15 protein-coding genes are annotated in these 15500 nt (G+C 67.1%); 7 read left to right on the top strand and 8 right to left on the bottom strand.

Going from position 1 to position 15500, the window contains the following annotated elements; all coding sequences use genetic code 11:
- Positions 1-100: 100 nt before the first annotated feature.
- From ASD42_RS04165 to ASD42_RS04155, 3 genes are all read left to right on the top strand, one after another.
- Positions 101-1387 carry a PucR family transcriptional regulator gene (locus tag ASD42_RS04165; RefSeq protein ID WP_082844153.1) on the top strand — a complete coding sequence of 429 codons (1287 nt, stop codon included), beginning with the start codon at positions 101-103 and terminating at the stop codon, positions 1385-1387.
- 68 nt (positions 1388-1455) lie between these two features.
- On the top strand, positions 1456-2010 hold the full coding sequence (locus ASD42_RS04160; RefSeq protein WP_056810371.1) for an NADAR family protein: 555 nt from the start codon (positions 1456-1458) through the stop codon (positions 2008-2010).
- Between the two features lie 247 nt (positions 2011-2257).
- Positions 2258-2758 (top strand): DUF4189 domain-containing protein, encoded by a 501-nt coding sequence (locus tag ASD42_RS04155; RefSeq protein WP_063893561.1) that lies wholly within the window; start codon positions 2258-2260, stop codon positions 2756-2758.
- 53 nt (positions 2759-2811) lie between these two features.
- Here the strand turns inward: ASD42_RS04155 and ASD42_RS04150 are convergent, their stop codons facing one another.
- The 5 genes from ASD42_RS04150 to ku all read right to left on the bottom strand — a co-directional run bounded on the left by ASD42_RS04150 (position 2812) and on the right by ku (position 6981).
- Entirely contained in the window at positions 2812-3474 is a 663-nt protein-coding gene (locus ASD42_RS04150) for a methionine ABC transporter permease (protein WP_056810363.1), read from the bottom strand.
- A complete protein-coding gene (locus ASD42_RS04145; RefSeq protein WP_056810360.1) occupies positions 3474-4487 on the bottom strand; it encodes a methionine ABC transporter ATP-binding protein in 1014 nt (337 codons plus the stop codon). The genes ASD42_RS04150 and ASD42_RS04145 overlap by 1 nt, the downstream gene beginning before the upstream one ends.
- Positions 4484-5353 (bottom strand): MetQ/NlpA family ABC transporter substrate-binding protein, encoded by an 870-nt coding sequence (locus ASD42_RS04140; RefSeq protein WP_056810357.1) that lies wholly within the window; start codon positions 5351-5353, stop codon positions 4484-4486. The genes ASD42_RS04145 and ASD42_RS04140 overlap by 4 nt, the downstream gene beginning before the upstream one ends.
- A gap of 164 nt (positions 5354-5517) precedes the next feature.
- On the bottom strand, positions 5518-6054 hold the full coding sequence (locus tag ASD42_RS04135; protein ID WP_056810354.1) for a GNAT family N-acetyltransferase: 537 nt from the start codon (positions 6052-6054) through the stop codon (positions 5518-5520).
- 15 nt (positions 6055-6069) lie between these two features.
- The gene (gene ku / locus ASD42_RS04130) at positions 6070-6981 is read right to left on the bottom strand and encodes a non-homologous end joining protein Ku (RefSeq protein ID WP_056810351.1); all 912 of its coding nucleotides are present in this window, start codon (positions 6979-6981) and stop codon (positions 6070-6072) included.
- 116 nt (positions 6982-7097) lie between these two features.
- Here ku and ASD42_RS04125 point away from each other — a divergent pair, with 116 nt between their 5' ends.
- Positions 7098-8159: a lycopene cyclase family protein gene (locus tag ASD42_RS04125; protein ID WP_442938621.1), complete on the top strand. Its 1062-nt coding sequence runs from the start codon at positions 7098-7100 to the stop codon at positions 8157-8159.
- A 329-nt stretch (positions 8160-8488) separates the two neighbouring features.
- Positions 8489-10879 (top strand): MMPL family transporter, encoded by a 2391-nt coding sequence (locus ASD42_RS04120; RefSeq protein ID WP_084787105.1) that lies wholly within the window; start codon positions 8489-8491, stop codon positions 10877-10879.
- Positions 10880-10931: 52 nt separating this feature from the next.
- On the opposite strand, the gene ASD42_RS04115 is transcribed toward ASD42_RS04120, so the two are convergent.
- Positions 10932-11696, bottom strand: coding sequence for an SDR family oxidoreductase (locus ASD42_RS04115; RefSeq protein WP_056810343.1), 765 nt, complete (start codon positions 11694-11696; stop codon positions 10932-10934).
- 123 nt (positions 11697-11819) lie between these two features.
- Here ASD42_RS04115 and ASD42_RS04110 point away from each other — a divergent pair, with 123 nt between their 5' ends.
- Together ASD42_RS04110 and ASD42_RS04105 are read left to right on the top strand one after the other, a co-directional pair.
- Positions 11820-13451, top strand: a complete 1632-nt coding sequence (locus ASD42_RS04110; RefSeq protein ID WP_056810334.1) for an ABC-F family ATP-binding cassette domain-containing protein — start codon at positions 11820-11822, stop codon at positions 13449-13451.
- Positions 13452-13665: 214 nt separating this feature from the next.
- Positions 13666-13938: a helix-turn-helix domain-containing protein gene (locus ASD42_RS04105; protein ID WP_056815384.1), complete on the top strand. Its 273-nt coding sequence runs from the start codon at positions 13666-13668 to the stop codon at positions 13936-13938.
- Between the two features lie 23 nt (positions 13939-13961).
- Here ASD42_RS04105 and ASD42_RS04100 read toward each other — a convergent pair whose 3' ends face one another.
- On the bottom strand, positions 13962-14921 hold the full coding sequence (locus ASD42_RS04100; protein WP_056810331.1) for an MvdC/MvdD family ATP grasp protein: 960 nt from the start codon (positions 14919-14921) through the stop codon (positions 13962-13964).
- A gap of 15 nt (positions 14922-14936) precedes the next feature.
- Positions 14937-15356: a hypothetical protein gene (locus ASD42_RS04095; protein WP_056810329.1), complete on the bottom strand. Its 420-nt coding sequence runs from the start codon at positions 15354-15356 to the stop codon at positions 14937-14939.
- Positions 15357-15500: the final 144 nt, after the last annotated feature.

Genomic DNA, 15500 nt, shown 5'->3' with positions numbered 1-15500 from the left:
ATGATCACAGAGAAACCGAAGTGCGGGTCATCACATGGGCCAACACGACGGAGGCACAACCACTACCGGCGGCGCCGGGGTGTAGAAGGAGGAGTCGACGATGACGATCTCACTGGACGAGACGGCCCTGTGGCAGCCTTTGCGTGATGTGCGGACGATGACCAGCCGATTGGTGGGCCACTTCGTCGACAATGTCGCGACCTGCCGGACGCTACCCGGCGATGTGATCTCCGGCGATGTCACCTCGGTCACCCGGATGTGTCTGGAAATCGTCGGCGGAATGCTGGACGGCCGCGACGAGGAAGTGAAACTGAACCGGCTCGCGGTGGCGGCGGCGGGATGGGCGCGCGAAGGCGTGCCGATCGACACGATCCTGCACGCCTTCCACGAGGGTTTCCGGCTCTCCTTCGACGCGGTCTACGACGAGGTAGCCGACGCCGACCGGGCGAGCCTGATCCACGGCTTCCGGCGGGTGGTCGAGATCTCGGACCTGTTGTGTACCACCGTGACCCGTTCCTATATCCGCGAGCATCGCGAGGCGGTCGGTGAACATCACACGGCCGTGCACACTCTCACCTCGGCGCTGCTGGCCGGTCAGTCGACCGTCACCATGGCGCGCGAGGTCGGCATCACCGTCGCCGACGCGTATTCGGTACTCGCCCTGTCGATCGGGCAGCATCCCGACGAGCTCGATCCGCGCGTGAACGGCGCGGTGGTGGCGCGGCGCAAGCTGCGGCGGGTGCAAACGGCGCTGGCGCACCGGTGTGGTGAGCAGGTGTTGTCACTGCTGTCGGTCGACGGCGGCACCCTGCTGATCCCGGCCGATCTGTTGGTCGACGAGCAGCTCGACGCACTGGTCGAGGTGCTGTCGCGGGCCGCGCACGTCGACGTCACGGCGGCGCTGGTGCCCGCCACCACCGAGGAGATCCCCGACGCGGCACAGCGTGCCCACGAACTGCTGGACATGGTGGAGCGGCTCGACAGCGCCCCCGGCCTCTACCGCTTCGGTGACCTGGCTTTGGAATACCAGCTCACTCGCCCCGGCCCCGGCCGCGCCCGTCTCGGCGAGCTGCTCGCTCCCCTCGACAACCACCCCGAGCTCTACGAAACCCTGCGTGTGCACATCGCCAACAACATGAACCGCCAGCGCACCGCTCGCCTGCTGCACATCCACACCAACACCGTCGATTACCGCCTGCGCCGAGTAGCCCAACTCACCGGCCTCGACCCGGCCCAGTCCTCGGGCCTGTGGCAGCTGCGCTCCTCGATGATCGCCCGCAGCTTCCACACCGGCGCCGGCGACCGATCCACCGTCGCCGAAACCCGAATCCCCCGCCGCCCCGCCCCTCACCCCTACCCCGATCTGGACGGCATCCGCACGGCCTGACCCGACCACTCGAGTGGACAGCGCCTGGTCGCGATCTATGGTTACATAGACCAAAACCAGGAGGGGTGATGGCTGTCGAATCTGTGGAGCAGTTGTGTCAGGTGATCGCGCAGGGTATTTCGCCGAAGTACCTGGCGTTCTGGGGGCACAGCCCACGTCGTGACGGAACGATCGGGTCGAGCAGCCTGAGCCAGTGGTGGCCCGCGACGTTCACCGTCGACGGCGTGGAATTCGCCGGCGCCGAGCACTACATGATGTGGCGCAAGGCGATGCTGTTCGATGATCCGGCCACCGCGGCGAAGATCCTCGGGGCCGGTCATCCGAGCCAGGCGAAGAAGCTCGGCAGGCAGATTCGGAACTTCGACGACAATGTGTGGGAGCGCGCGCGGTTCGACATCGTCGTCGCGGGGAGCGTGGCCAAGTTCGGCCAGGATGACGCGCTGCGGCGATATCTGGTCGGTACCGGCTCGCGAGTGCTCGTCGAAGCCAGTCCGGTGGACCGGATCTGGGGTATCGGGTTGGCCGCCGACGATCCGGGTGCGACAGATCCGCTGCGGTGGCGGGGGCTCAACCTGCTCGGATTCGCGTTGATGCGGGCGAGGGAGGAGTTGCTTCGCCAGTAGGGGTTTCGGTCCGCCGCTACTTGTCGGAGGGCGTTGTTACGCTGTGGCGGACGAGCGGTTCGGGAGGAATCGGGCGTCACGACACGCGAGAACTGTTGTCGCCGAATATGTTTCGGCGCTATGACCGGTTTCGCCGAATGGTTGTCGTCGCGATGCCGGAAAGCTATTTCCGGGGGAGTGGGCGGGCCGTTCATGATGGGTTCGGCTTCGAGGTGCGGAGTCGACATTTCGACGGGGAGAATCTCTGATGTCTGTTGTGGGCAAATATGCCCTCGGTGTGGCTGCCATGTCCGCGGTGGCCGCGTTCACCGTGGTGAACGCGGGGGCTGCTTCCGCGGGGGCCAGCGGTGTGGCGATCGCCGAGGTGCCGGGGTACACGGTGGTGTCGCGCGATGGTGGTTTCCAGGCCGCGGCGGGCGACCTCTATGGGGCGCTGGCCTTGTCGGCGGGCCAGGCCGTGGTGGCCTCGGCGGTGAATTACGGCAGCTGGGCGGCGGCGAGCCAGGCCGCGCTCGATGAGTGCGGTGTGCGCGACTGCCAGGTCGTCGTCGAGTTCCGCAATGCCTGCGGTGCGGTGGCGCAGGGCGCGGACTACCGCTTCGGCTGGGCGTGGGATCACTCCCTGGCCGCGGCCGAGCGCTCGGCGGTGGATGTACTCGGCGTCAGCGCGGCGCCGTTCCCGGATCCGGGCTCGGCCTCGCCGCGTGCGGCGAGCGTCATCCTGTCGGCTTGCACGGCCAACATCTAGGAAATCTCCGAAAGTAGTGGCACGGACCGATGGGGTCCGTGCCACTACTGATTTCAGCGGCGCAGCACCTTCCTGGCGAGCCAGTTGCCGAAGAACTGCACACCCTGCACACCGACGATGATGATCAGCACCGCCACGATCGTGACCTGCCACTGGAACTGCTGATACCCGTAGACGATGGCGAAGTCACCGAGTCCGCCGCCACCCACCGTGCCCGCCATCGCCGAGATATCGACGATCGAGATCACCACGAAGGTATAGCCGAGGATCAACGGCCCCAACGCTTCCGGGATGAGCAGCGTGAGAATGATCCGCAGCGGTCCCGCACCGACCGCACGCGCGGCCTCGATCACGCCGGGATCGACCGTCACCAGGTTCTGCTCCACGATCCGGGCGATCCCGAACGAGGCCGCGACGATCATCACGAACAGCGCTGCCTCGGAGCCGATCGTGGTGCCGACCACCTCCAGGGTGACCGGGCCGAGCGCGGCCAGCAGGATGATGAACGGAATCGGGCGCACCACATTGACGAACACATTGAGCACGAAATAGATCGGCGCGTTCGCCAGCAGTCCACCCTTGCGGGTGGTGTAGAGCGCGGTCCCGAGCATCAGTCCGATCACGCCCGCGACGACGAACGTCACGCCGACCAGGTAGATCGTGGTCCCGATCGCTTCGAACAGCGTGGGCCGCAACTTCTCCCAGTTGGTCTCCATCAGCCCGCCTTCCGTTCCAGGTCGGCGACCACGCGATCCAGCGCGGCATCGGGCCCGTGCAGCGCCAGGGTGACGCTGCCGAACGTCTTGTCCTGCAACGTGCTCACCCCGCCGTAGACGATCTCGAAACGCACGTCGGCGGCGGTAGCGGCGGCCAGTGCCGCCCCGATTCCGCTGTGATCGTCGATGTCGACGGTCACCAATCGGCCGCCGTGCAGCTCCCGCAAGCGATCCAGTTCCGTCGCGTCGGGCCGATTGTGCAGCACCGTCGCCACGAAGGAGCGCGTCGGCGCGGCCTGGGGTGCGGCGAAGACATCGAAGGTGGCGGCCAATTCGACGATCCGGCCTTCGGCGAGCACCGCCACCCGGTCGGCGACCGCGCGGATCACATCCATCTCGTGGGTGATCACCACGATGGTCACCCCGAGTTCGGCGTTGATCTTCTTCAGCAGTCGCAGCACCTCACCGGTGGTTTCCGGGTCCAGCGCGGAGGTGGCCTCGTCGGCCAGCAACAGCGAGGGCGAGGTGGCCAGCGCCCTGGCGATCCCGACACGCTGCTTCTGCCCGCCGGAGAGCTGATCGGGGTAGGCGCGCGCCTTGTCGGTGAGTCCGACGAAGTCGAGCAGCTCGGCCACCCGTGCCTTGCGCTCGGCTCGCTTCCAGCCCGCCACCTTCAGCGGATATTCGATATTGCCCGCGGCAGTGCGTGATCGGAACAAGTTGAACTGCTGGAACACCATGCCGATATCGCGGCGCAGCTTACGCACCGCCGACTCCGGCACCCCGGTGATGGGGGTGCCGGAAATCGTGACGGTGCCCGAAGTCGGCTTGTCCAGCGCGTTGATCAGCCGTACCAGCGTGGACTTGCCCGCCCCGGAATAGCCGATGACGCCGAAGATCTCACCCGGTTCGATCCGCAGATCGATGTTCTCGAGTGCGGTGTGCCGATCGCCGCCGCTGCCGAAAACCTTGGTGACGGAACGAAATTCGACGGCGGCGGGTTGCCCACTCACTTGGTCGTGCGGATGCCCTGCTGCACCCGGTCCAGGATCTGTTCGAGCTCGGCGCCGGGACGGTTCACCGCGACCGCGGTGCCCTTGGTGACCTCGGCGTGGGCGGTGGCCACGGCCGGGTCCTTCCAGATCTCGACCAGCTTCAGATACGTCGGGTCGGTCTTGTCCTCGGCGCGGCTGACGATCACATTGATATACGGCTCCGCCGCCGGATTGTTCGGATCATCTTTGTACAGCGCCGATTTCGGGTCGACGCCCGACCGATCGAGGAAGGTGTTGTTGATCACCGAGCCGTCTACGGAGGGCAGCGACAGCGCGGTCTGGGCGGCGTCGACCGGGGTGACGCGCACCTTGGAGGCCGCCTTGTCGATGTCGGCGGGGGTCGGCTGGACCGAGGTGCCGGTGATCTTCAGCAACCCGGCGGCCTGTAGCACGAACAGCGCACGCGCCTGGTTGGTCGGATCGTTGGGGATCGCGATCTCGCCGCCGGCCGGGATGTCGGCGAGGGCCTTGTGCTTCTTCGAATACAGACCCAGCGGAACGATGTAGGTCGAGCCGATCGGGGTGAGCGTATCCGAGCTCGCGACGTTGTACTGGCCGAGGAACTGCAGATGCTGGAACAGGTTGAGGTCGATCTGTTTCTGCGACAGCGCCGTATTCGGCTGCTTGTAATCGGAGAAGTTGGTGACCTTCAGTGTGATGCCCTGCTCTTTCGCCTTCTGTTCGAAGACCTCGAAAGCCTTGTCCTTGTCGGTGGTGCCGATCCGCACGACCGTGCCCGACTCGTCATCGGAACCGCACGCGGTCAGGGTGAGGGCCGCGGTTGCTATCAGCACTGGGATCGCCAGTGTCCGACGGAATTTCACTTGTACTCCCGAATCGCTCGCAGAAGATGAACTCGGTCATCCAAGCTGTCGGCACTACCCGTCGACAACGGTTTGACTTGCCATGAGCGAAATCCTCGCAAATAATGGGACGCCCGTCTAACTTGCGGACAATGCGAATCCTGCGCCGTGTCCGGCCCCGGGGATCAGCGCAGCGGGTGTTCTATCGAGAGTCTCCCGCGGCGGACGAGGTCGCGTTTGGTGATCGGCGGCAGCGTGGCGTCGTCGTCCGGGGCGGCGGGGTTGGGCCGCACCAGCAGGGTGACGGTCGCGGCGGGCACGAATCCGCTGCTGGTCATCAGCGAGGCCGAGGCGCTGTTGCGGTCCTCGACATCGGTGACGATATGGCGGGCGCCGCGCGCGAACAGCGCCTCCGAACACACGTTCACCAGCCGCCGCGCGATCCCGTGGCCCTGCATATCGGGGGCGACCGCGATCCACTCCAGATACGCCCAGTCGTCGCGATGCTCGAACTCCATCGACCCGAGGACAAAACCGACCACCCGGTCGGAATCCAGGGCCACCCAGCAGGCGTTGTCGGGGCTGTCGAGGTGCTCGGCGACGGCCGTGAGCGACCATGACGTGTACGGCTTGATGGTGGTGTCGAAGACCTGATGGCCGAGGTCGAGGACTTGACGCAGGTGTCCCAATCCCATCGGCACGACAGCGATGGCGGTGTCCATGGTCGCCAGTGTGCCCTACGCGCCCTTGCGGGTCGCGGTCTTGGACGCGGTGGATTTGCTCGTGGCGGCCTTGCGCGGCGCGGCTTTCTTGGCCGCCTTCTTCGCAGCTTTTTTCGCGGGCGCGGCCGGGGCGGCTTCCCGGCGACCGCTGGCCTCGAGACTGCGTTGCAGCGCGGCGACCAGATCCACGACTTCGGCGTCGGCCTGCTCGGCGGGCTCGGTTTCGGCGGCGGGCTCGACCTTGCCGGTGCCGCTGGCAATGGCCTCGTCGAGAAGCTTCTGCAGTTCGATCTGGTATTCGTCGGTGTATTCGGAAGGGTCGAAATCGCCCGACATCGACTCCACGAGAGTTTCGGCCATCTTCAGTTCCTGCGGGCGCGGGGCAGGCGCTTCGTCGAGCGAGGGGAATTCCACGGCGCGTACCTCGTCGGGCCACAGCAGCGTCTGCAGGACCAGCACGCCGTCACGCACGCGTAATGCGGCCAGGCGAGTCTTCTGGCGCAGCGTGAAATGCACGAGCGCGGTCTTGTCGATGCGTTCGAGGGTCGCCGCCAGCAACTGATAGGCCTTCGGCGTCGTGGAATCCGGTTCGAGGTAGTAGCTCTTCTCGAACAGCACCGGGTCGATCTGATCGGACGGCACGAATTCCAGCACCGGAATCTCGTGCTTCTCCGCAGCGGGGAGTTTCGAGAAATCGGCGTCGGTGAGCACGACCTGCTCACCATCCGGCGAGGTATAGGCCTTGTCGATATCGGCGAACTGCACGGAATTGCCGCACACCTGACAGACCCGGTCATATTTGATCCGGCCCCCGTCCTTGGCGTGGACCTGATGGAACCGAATGTCGTGGTCCTCGGTCGCGGTATAAACCTTGACCGGGACATTCACCAGCCCGAAAGCGATCGAGCCCTTCCAGATCGACCTCATGCAACCCATCATTGTCGATAGGTAGCGCGCAGGTGAGAAAGCGCTCCCGAATAGGTGCGGGCCCGTGATCCGGCAGTGTTCGAGATCATCACGTCTGATCCAATCAACGGGTGCGTGTGGAAGTGATTGTTTGCGGGCTCGGTCCGGCGGGCCGAGCTGTTGCTCATCGTGCGCTGGCGGCGGGCCGCGATGTCACGGTGATCGATCCGCACCCGGGTCGGGTGTGGACGCCGACCTATGCGGCATGGGCCGATGAATTGCCCGGGTGGCTCGATCCCGGCGTAGTGGCGGCGACGGTGGACGCGCCGACGGCCTGGGCGGTGGGCGAGCATCGGATCGACCGCGTCTATCAGGTGTTCGATACGGCGGCACTGCAATCGTCGTTGACGTTCGACGGGGCGACCGTGATCGCGGACCGGGTCGTCGAGGTGGAGGCGCGATCGGTGCGGACGGCGGGTGGACTGACCCGTACCGGTCAGGTGGTCGATGCGCGAGGATTGCCTCGGTCGTCGCGCCGGGCGGAGCAGACCGCCTACGGCGTGGTCGTGGCCCGAACGGGACTCGAGCCGACGCTGTTCATGGACTGGCGTCTCGACAACGGCGCCGACCCCGTCGACCCACCGTCGTTCCTGTACGCCATTCCGCTCGGTGCCGACACCGTGCTCCTCGAAGAAACCTGCCTCGCGGGCCGACCAGCGCTCTCGCCGGAGGTGTTGCGGCGCAGACTAGAACATCGGTTACAAGCGCGGGGGATCGCGCTCACGGGAGCAGAACCTGTTGAGCGAGTGCGCTTTCCGGTGCAGGGAGGCAAGCCGGGAGGTGGTCGATTCGGCGCCGCCGGTGGCCTGACCCATCCCGCGACCGGGTACAGCGTCGCCGCCGCACTCGCCGCGGCGGACACCGTGGTCACGGGTGGCACGGTGTGGACTCCGCAAGCGCGGGCCGTAGGTGCCCTGCGTCGCGCGGGATTGCGTGCGCTGCTGGCTCTCCCGCCCCACGAGGTCCCGGTGTTCTTCGAGGTCTTCTTCGGATTGCCCGCTCCTCTCCAGCGCTCCTATCTGTCCGGCCACGGCGACCTTCGCGGCACCCTCGCCGCGATGCGCGCGCTGTTCGCCGACCTGCCTCCGACTCTGCGCCGCACTGTCATGACCTCGGTCGTCGGTGCGGTCGGTCGGTAGTCGAAGCGTGCTGGTGGCCCGGCGCGAAACGGTGTGGCGCAGGCTCCTCGGCGTTCACCGCACTCGGCCGGGACAGCCCCTGCGGCCGCCGGCGGGGCGATCGGGATCGTCGCCGTGGCGCGGTGGTCGAGACCGGTAGCTGACCGGGACGAACAGGGGTGTGACGGAGGCCCGGCGGTACCGCCACGAAGTTGCTACGATCGCTCAGCGAACGCGCCGACCCGCCAACAGGATCGGGCCGACGAGGCGGACCGGCCGGAAGTATTTCCAGCTCCCACACGTCGATGTGCGTGCCGCGCAATTGGCGTGACGAGTTAGGGGACAATCCGGTGTTCGAATTCACCAGGCGGCGCAGCTGCTGGGTGCTCGGCGTTTTCGCGGTGCTCGCGGTGGTGCTCGGCGCGCTGGGAGCCACGCTGTTCGAGCGGGTGGAGGGCGGCGGATACACCGACTCCGGCAGTGAATCCAGCCGCGCGCTCGAGGTGTTGGGTGAGGAGTTCGGGCAGGCGCCGCCGAACCTGCTGTTGCTGGTGGAGACCGAGTCCTCGGTCGAGGACCCCGAATCCACCGCGGCGGCAACGGCACTGGTCGCCAACCTGCAGGAACGCGCCGGCGTCACCGAGGTGATGTCGTACTGGACCTCCCACCAGGCCGCGCTGCGCAGTGTCGACGGCAAGCAGGGTCTGATCGTCGCGAGCGTGCTCGGCAGCGAACGCGAGATCGACGAACGCGTCACCGCCATCTCCGAAGAGCTGACGGGCGAACAGGGATCGTTGCAGGTCAGGGCGGGCGGATTTGCCATGCTCATGCACGAGACGGTGCAGCAGAGCAAGACCGACATCGCCAAGGGCGAGGCCATCGCCTTCCCGCTCACGCTGATCGCGCTGCTGTTCGTCTTCGGCGGTCTGGTCGCCGCGAGCCTGCCGCTGCTCGTCGCGATCGGCACCGTGATCACCACCATGGGCGCGCTGTGGTTGCTCACCCTGTTCACCCCGCTGTCGGTGACCGCCACCAATGTGGCGACGCTGCTGGGCCTCGGTCTGGCCATCGATTACAGCCTGTTGATCGTCAACCGCTACCGCGACGAACTCTCCGAAGGCCGCACCCCGGCCGGTGCGGTGGCCACCACCATGCGTACGGCCGGTCGCACCGTCGCGTTCTCCGCGCTCACCGTCGCGGTGGCGCTGGCCGGGTTGCTGTTCTTCCCGCTGCTGGCTATCCGGTCGATGGGGTACGCGGGCATCGTCGTCGCGGCGCTGGCCGCGCTCGTCTCGCTCACGGTGCTGCCCGCCGCGCTGTTGCTGATCGGCACGCGCATCGACAAAGGTCAGCTCGGCTGGTGGTTCCTGCGCGCCCCGCGCCCCGCACCGGGTGAGGGCGCCTGGCACAAGCTCGCCACCGCCGTGATGCGCAAGCCGATCTCGATCGGACTCGCTGTCACCGCACTGCTGCTCCTGCTCGGCGCGCCGTTCCTCGGCGTGAACCTCGGTTTCCCGGACGAACGCACGCTGCCGGAATCGATGAACTCCCGTCAGGTCACCGAGATCGTGGCGCGCGACTTCGGCGAGAGCGACCAGCACACACTCGTCGCGGTGCTCCCCGACAGCGCGTACAGCGCCGCGGGACTCGACACCATCGCCCGCGATATGTCCGACCTGGACAATGTCCGTCGCGTCGACACCGCCACCGGCAGCTACGCCCAGGGCGGGCTGCTGCTCGAGCCCACCGCGGCGAACTCGCGATTCCGGGTCGAGAAGGCGGTCTACCTGTCGATCGTGTCGAGCACCGGCGACAGTGATGCCCTCGCCGACCTGGTCGAGCAGGTGCGCGCGGTGCGGACGCCGAGCGAACTGCTGGTCGGCGGTGTGGCCGCGGCCAATGCGGACTCGGTCGCGGCCATCGAGAACGAACTGCCGTGGGCGCTCGGCTTCGTGGTGATCATGATGCTGATCGTGCTGTTCGCGCTCACCGGCAGCGTGGTGCTGCCGGTGCTGGCGGTGATCCTCAGCGCGCTGAGCCTGACCGCGACGTTCGGTGCGCTGGTGTGGATCTTCCAGGACGGGCACCTGTCGGGGGTGCTCGGCTTCACCGTCACCGGGGATCTGTCCGCTACGGTCCCGGTGATGTTGTTCGCCGCCGCCTTCGGGCTCGCGATGGACTACCAGGTGTTCCTGCTGTCGCGGATTCGGGAGGAATACGACCGCACCGGCAAGAACGAGACAGCGGTCGCGCTCGGCCTGGAACGGGTCGGGCGCATCGTCACCGCCGCCGCGATCCTCATCTCGCTGGTGTTCCTCGGCTTCCTGGCCTCCGACATCACCTTCATGAAGGCGTTCGGCATCGGCCTGCCGTTGGCGGTGATCGTCGACGCCACCCTCGTGCGCGGGTTCCTGCTGCCCGCCGCGATGAAGGTGCTCGGCGACGCGAACTGGTACGCACCGGAATTCCTGCGTCGCCTGCACGACCGGTGGGGCCTGGACGACAGCGGTGCGGCGCGCTCGCCGAAACGTGAAGTGGTGGTGCGTGATCCGCTCGCCGCCAGGCCGGAGGAGATCGTCGTCGCGGATCCACTCGCGCGGGCGGAGGCGGCGCGGGCGGAAGCGGCCCGAGCCGAGGCCGAGCGTGCCGACGCGGCGCGGGCCGAGGACGGTGCGCGGGAGAACTCGCGGGCGCAGGAGAGTGTTTCGGTCTCGACGGGAAGCCGCGAGACCTCGGTCTGACAACACATCGCAGGGGCGGGCAGCGCGGAATCGCTGCCCGCCCCTGCGCGTTTCAGATGCCGCCGGTGGACAGGAACCCGCCGTCGACTCGCACACAATCACCGGTGATCCACGCGGCCTCGTCGGACACCAGGAAGGCGATGAGCCGGGCCACATCCTCGGGCACGCCGAGTCGCTTCATCGGGTACACGCTCGCGGCCCGCTCCTCGTCGTCGGAGTACAGCGCGTCGGCGAACTTGGTCTTGACCACGCCCGGCGCCACCGCGTTGACACGGATCTTGGGGCCCAGCTGCCAGGCCAGCTCCTCGGTGAGCCGGATCAGCGCCGCCTTCGACGCGCCGTAGGCCGAGATGACCCCCGACGACCGGATACCCGCGACGCTGGCCACGTTCACCACGGCGCCGCCGTGCTCGGCCATCCACGCGCGGTAGGCCTGCTGCACATAGCCGAGCGAGGCCACCACGTTCACATCGAAGATCTTGCTGACGCCACCCAGATCGGCGTCCATCAGCGGACCGTAGACGGGGTTGATGCCGGTGTTGTTGATCAGGATGTCGAGCGAGCCGTACTCGGTGACGGCCCTGGCCACGGCCTCCGCGCGCGCGTCGGCATCGCCCGCGTTGCCGGCGAGAAAGCTCACCTGGCCCTGGTGGCCCAGCGCGCGCAGCTCGGTGGCCGCGGCCTCCAGTGGTTCGGGTTTACGCGCGGTGATCAGCACGTTCGCGCCCCGGCGCATCAGTTCGGCCGCGGTCGCGAGGCCGATGCCGCGACTGGCTCCGGTGACGAGAGCGGTACGGCCAAGGAGATCGGTAGTCATGGCATGAGAGTAACCACGCTCACATCGGGCAGCGCCGGGTGCGGCTTCCTGAGGTGTCGACGGTAAAATAAGTGGTTCTTGCCGATATGCCTTTCCCGTTTGTCTTACTCTGAGGAGAACTCTGTGATCACGGCGACCGACCTGGAGGTCCGGGCCGGAGTCCGCACCCTGCTCTCCGCTCCTGGGCCGGCGCTGCGGGTGCAGTCCGGCGACCGGATCGGACTGGTCGGTCGTAACGGTGCCGGGAAGACCACCACCCTGCGCATCCTCGCGGGTGAGGGTGAGCCGTACGCCGGCAAGATCACGCGTTCCACCGATATCGGCTACCTGCCGCAGGACCCGAAGGAAGGCGATCTCGATGTGATCGCCAAAGACCGGGTGCTCTCGGCGCGCGGGCTCGACATCCTGCTGCGCGATATGGAGAAGGCCCAGGTCGAGATGGCCGAGGTCGCCGACGATGCCGCCCGCGACAAGGCGATTCGCCGGTACGGACGCCTCGAGGACCAGTTCTCCTCGCTCGGCGGCTACGTCGCCGAAAGCGAGGCGGCCCGCATCTGCAACAGCCTCGGCCTGCCCGACCGCGTCCTCGATCAGCAGCTGCGCACCCTCTCCGGTGGTCAGCGTCGCCGCATCGAGCTGGCTCGCATCCTGTTCTCCGCCTCCGACGGCTCGGGCGGGCGCTCCGACCGCATCCTGCTGCTCGACGAGCCGACCAACCACCTCGACGCCGACTCCATCACCTGGCTGCGCGGGTTCCTGCAGAGCCACGACGGCGGCCTGATCGTGATCAGTCACGACGTGGAACTGCTCGGCGACGTGGTCAACAAGGTGTGGTTCCTCGACGCCGTGCGCGGTGAGCCCGACGTCTACAACATGGGCTGGAAGAAGTACCTCGACGCGCGCGCCACCGACGAGCAACGCCGTGTCCGCGAGCGCGCCAATGCCGAGAAGAAGGCGGGTGCGCTGCGTCAGCAGGCCGCCAAGCTCGGCGCGAAGGCCACCAAAGCCGCTGCGGCACACCAGATGGTGCGTCGCGCCGAACGATTGATCAACGACCTCGACGATGTGCGCGTGAGCGACAAGGTCGCCCGCATCCGGTTCCCCGAGCCCGCGGCCTGCAGCAAGACTCCGCTGATGGTGAAGGACCTGACCAAGCTCTACGGTTCGCTCGAGATCTTCACCGGCGTGAACTTCGCCGTCGACAAGGGCAGTCGCGTGGTGGTGCTCGGGCTCAACGGCGCCGGTAAGACGACCATGCTGAAACTGCTCGCCGGTGTCGAGACGCCGACCGCGGGCGGCGTCGAGCAGGGGCGCGGGCTCAAGGTCGGCTACTTCGCCCAGGAGCACGACACTCTCGACGACCAGGCCTCGGTGTGGGAGAACATCCGCCATGCCTCCCCGGACGCGGGGGAGCAGGAGCTGCGCAGCCTGCTCGGCGCGTTCATGTTCACCGGTCCGCAGCTCGACCAGCCGGCAGGCACGCTGTCCGGCGGTGAGAAGACCCGGCTGGCGCTGGCCGGGCTGGTGTCCTCGGCGGCGAACGTGCTGCTGCTCGACGAGCCGACCAACAACCTCGACCCGGTCTCGCGTGAGCAGGTCCTCGAGGCGCTGCGCACCTACGCGGGGGCCGTGGTGCTGGTGACGCACGATCCCGGCGCGGCCGAGGCGCTCAACCCGGAGCGGGTCATCCTGCTTCCTGACGGCACCGAGGACCACTGGTCGGCGGAGTACGCGGAGCTCATCGATCTCGCCTGATCCCTCAGGGCCCGGAGGCGGTAGCGCAGCGTCACCACGCAGGGCCCCGGCGTCAGGCGAAGATCAGACATCGCATAGAGCCGGTGTGTCGCGCATGAATCGCGGTGGCAGGGAGGAACTCGCGGGGATCGCGTGAGTTTGATCACTGTTTCCGTTGATCACCGAGTGTGGAGTGTCTAGCCTGGAGGAAGTGCTCGGCGACTCGGAGGAAGCCATGAGCGACAGTTCCAGACAGGCCGCTAGGTCGGCCAAGGGTAAATCGACGATCGGCAAGGCCGCACTGGGCAAGGGAACCCGGGTCACGGGCAAGTCCCGCGACCGGTTGCAGTCCCAGTTGAAGAAGCAGTACGAGGCGGGCGCGTCCATTCGCTCCCTGGCCAGGTCCACCGGCCGCTCGTACGGCTTCATCCACAATGTGCTGGTCGAGTCACACGTCGAACTGCGTGGGCGCGGCGGCGCCAATCGGCGCAAGAATCCGGCCGACTGAGCGGGGCGTCGTCGACGGAGCCGCTACCAGCCTGCGACGGCTCCGTCGCCGCGGACCAGCAGATTCGCCAGGCTGGCGAACAGCGGCAGTCCCGTCTTGATCTCGAGGTACGCGAACTGCCCCTGCGGGTTCACCTCGAGGAAGTAGTACTCGCCATCGCTGCCGAGGCGGAGGTCGACCACGCCGAAGCTGAGTCCGAGCGCGCCCATCAGGGTCGCGAGGGACTTGCTCACCGAGGCGGGTAGCCGATCCGGTGCGAAGGCGACGGAGGTGTCGAGACGGGAATCGATGCGGCCGACCCCCGACTGTGAATCGATGCGCACACTCCACTCGACACCGTCGACCCACACCACCCGCAGATCGCAGCTGGCCTCCACGTAATCCTGGAACGTGGTCGGCGTCGAACGGATCGAGTCGAGCCGGTTCAACTCGGGTCGGGTGATGATCCTCGTCTCGGAGAACTCGCCACGCCCGGTGCCGGTGCGTTTGTATACCACTGGACCACAACGGGATTCGACGAAACTGCGCGCCTCGTCCGGGTCGTTGGTGATCAGCGTTTCCGGGATCGTGAAACCCGCCCGCTGCGCGGTTTCGAGCTGCACGATCTTGCGCGAGGCGGTGCGCTCGGCGGCCGGATCGTTGACCCAGTACGCCGGGATCGACCACAGCATGCCCTGCAGGAATCCGTCGCACTCGGCCTGGCGGAACTCGTCGTCGGCGGCGCGTACGCCGGTGGGGACTTTGCACGGGTGCGGCCTGCGCCACCACACCGCGCGCACGTCGTCGAGACCGTGGATGTGTGACATCGCGCGGTTGGTGCCCGCTTTGTCGAGCCGGAAACTCCCTGTCTCGGACGGAAAGTCGCGCAAGTCGAGTCGGATCGGGTCGAGGCCGTGGAGTTCTCGCAAGGTCGACGCCAGCGCATCGGCGTGCAGGTCGTCGGTTTCGGAGACGATGAGAACGGCGTCGGTCGCGCCTTCCATGACTTCCGCGCCGTTTCAGTCGAGGCTGTCGCAGTTGATGCCGTCGCGGAAGGTGAACGTCGCTCCGGTGGCACCACCTCGTTCGGCGATGCGCAGTTTCGCCGCCCAGCTGCGGGTGGCGCGGGCCAGCTGCTCGTCGTCCAGCGCCTCCGACGGTTCCGGTGCGAGAGTGATCGGTCGGTCGACCAGATCGACGCGCATCCGTCGGGTGAAATCGGCGGTGGCGCCGGGGCGGATATCGACCCGTACCTGACGTTCACCCGCGCCCACGCGGTCTTCGGTGAGTCGTACGACGTCGTTGCGGTCGAAAGTCCAGGTTCCACCGTCGACGCGCACCGAGATGTCGTGATCGGACTCGGCCACCAGCAATCCGCGCAAGGCGGGGCCCCGATCTCGGGACGACGCGGTAGCGGGGAGGTGGATGGCGTCGGTCATGGGCGCTCACTCCGATCTTTTCTCGTCTGCTCGCGATTTGCCAGAACCCCAAAAGGTGCTTCGGATCATAACGTGAACAGGTGGCCCGCCGAGCGGGTTCGCGAGATTTGCGGAGTGCCGGGCAAACCGCCGAGCGGCGCGTGA

The sequence above is a fragment of the Nocardia sp. Root136 genome, assembly GCF_001427185.1.
Classification (GTDB): Bacteria; Actinomycetota; Actinomycetes; order Mycobacteriales; family Mycobacteriaceae; genus Nocardia; species Nocardia salmonicida.
Note: the sequence above shows the minus strand (reverse complement) of the source record. Positions and strands in the feature narration are given on the sequence as shown.

Bases quoted from the DNA above. Each gene is read 5' to 3' on its own strand.
- ASD42_RS04165 (WP_082844153.1), top strand. From the start codon at position 101: ATGACGATCTCACTGGACGAGACGGCCCTGTGGCAGCCTTTGCGTGAT.
- ASD42_RS04160 (WP_056810371.1), top strand. From the start codon at position 1,456: ATGGCTGTCGAATCTGTGGAGCAGTTGTGTCAGGTGATCGCGCAGGGT.
- ASD42_RS04155 (WP_063893561.1), top strand. From the start codon at position 2,258: ATGTCTGTTGTGGGCAAATATGCCCTCGGTGTGGCTGCCATGTCCGCG.
- ASD42_RS04150 (WP_056810363.1), bottom strand. From the start codon at position 3,474: ATGGAGACCAACTGGGAGAAGTTGCGGCCCACGCTGTTCGAAGCGATC.
- ASD42_RS04135 (WP_056810354.1), bottom strand. From the start codon at position 6,054: ATGGACACCGCCATCGCTGTCGTGCCGATGGGATTGGGACACCTGCGT.
- ku (WP_056810351.1), bottom strand. From the start codon at position 6,981: ATGAGGTCGATCTGGAAGGGCTCGATCGCTTTCGGGCTGGTGAATGTC.
- ASD42_RS04115 (WP_056810343.1), bottom strand. From the start codon at position 11,696: ATGACTACCGATCTCCTTGGCCGTACCGCTCTCGTCACCGGAGCCAGT.
- ASD42_RS04105 (WP_056815384.1), top strand. From the start codon at position 13,666: ATGAGCGACAGTTCCAGACAGGCCGCTAGGTCGGCCAAGGGTAAATCG.
- ASD42_RS04100 (WP_056810331.1), bottom strand. From the start codon at position 14,921: ATGGAAGGCGCGACCGACGCCGTTCTCATCGTCTCCGAAACCGACGAC.
- ASD42_RS04095 (WP_056810329.1), bottom strand. From the start codon at position 15,356: ATGACCGACGCCATCCACCTCCCCGCTACCGCGTCGTCCCGAGATCGG.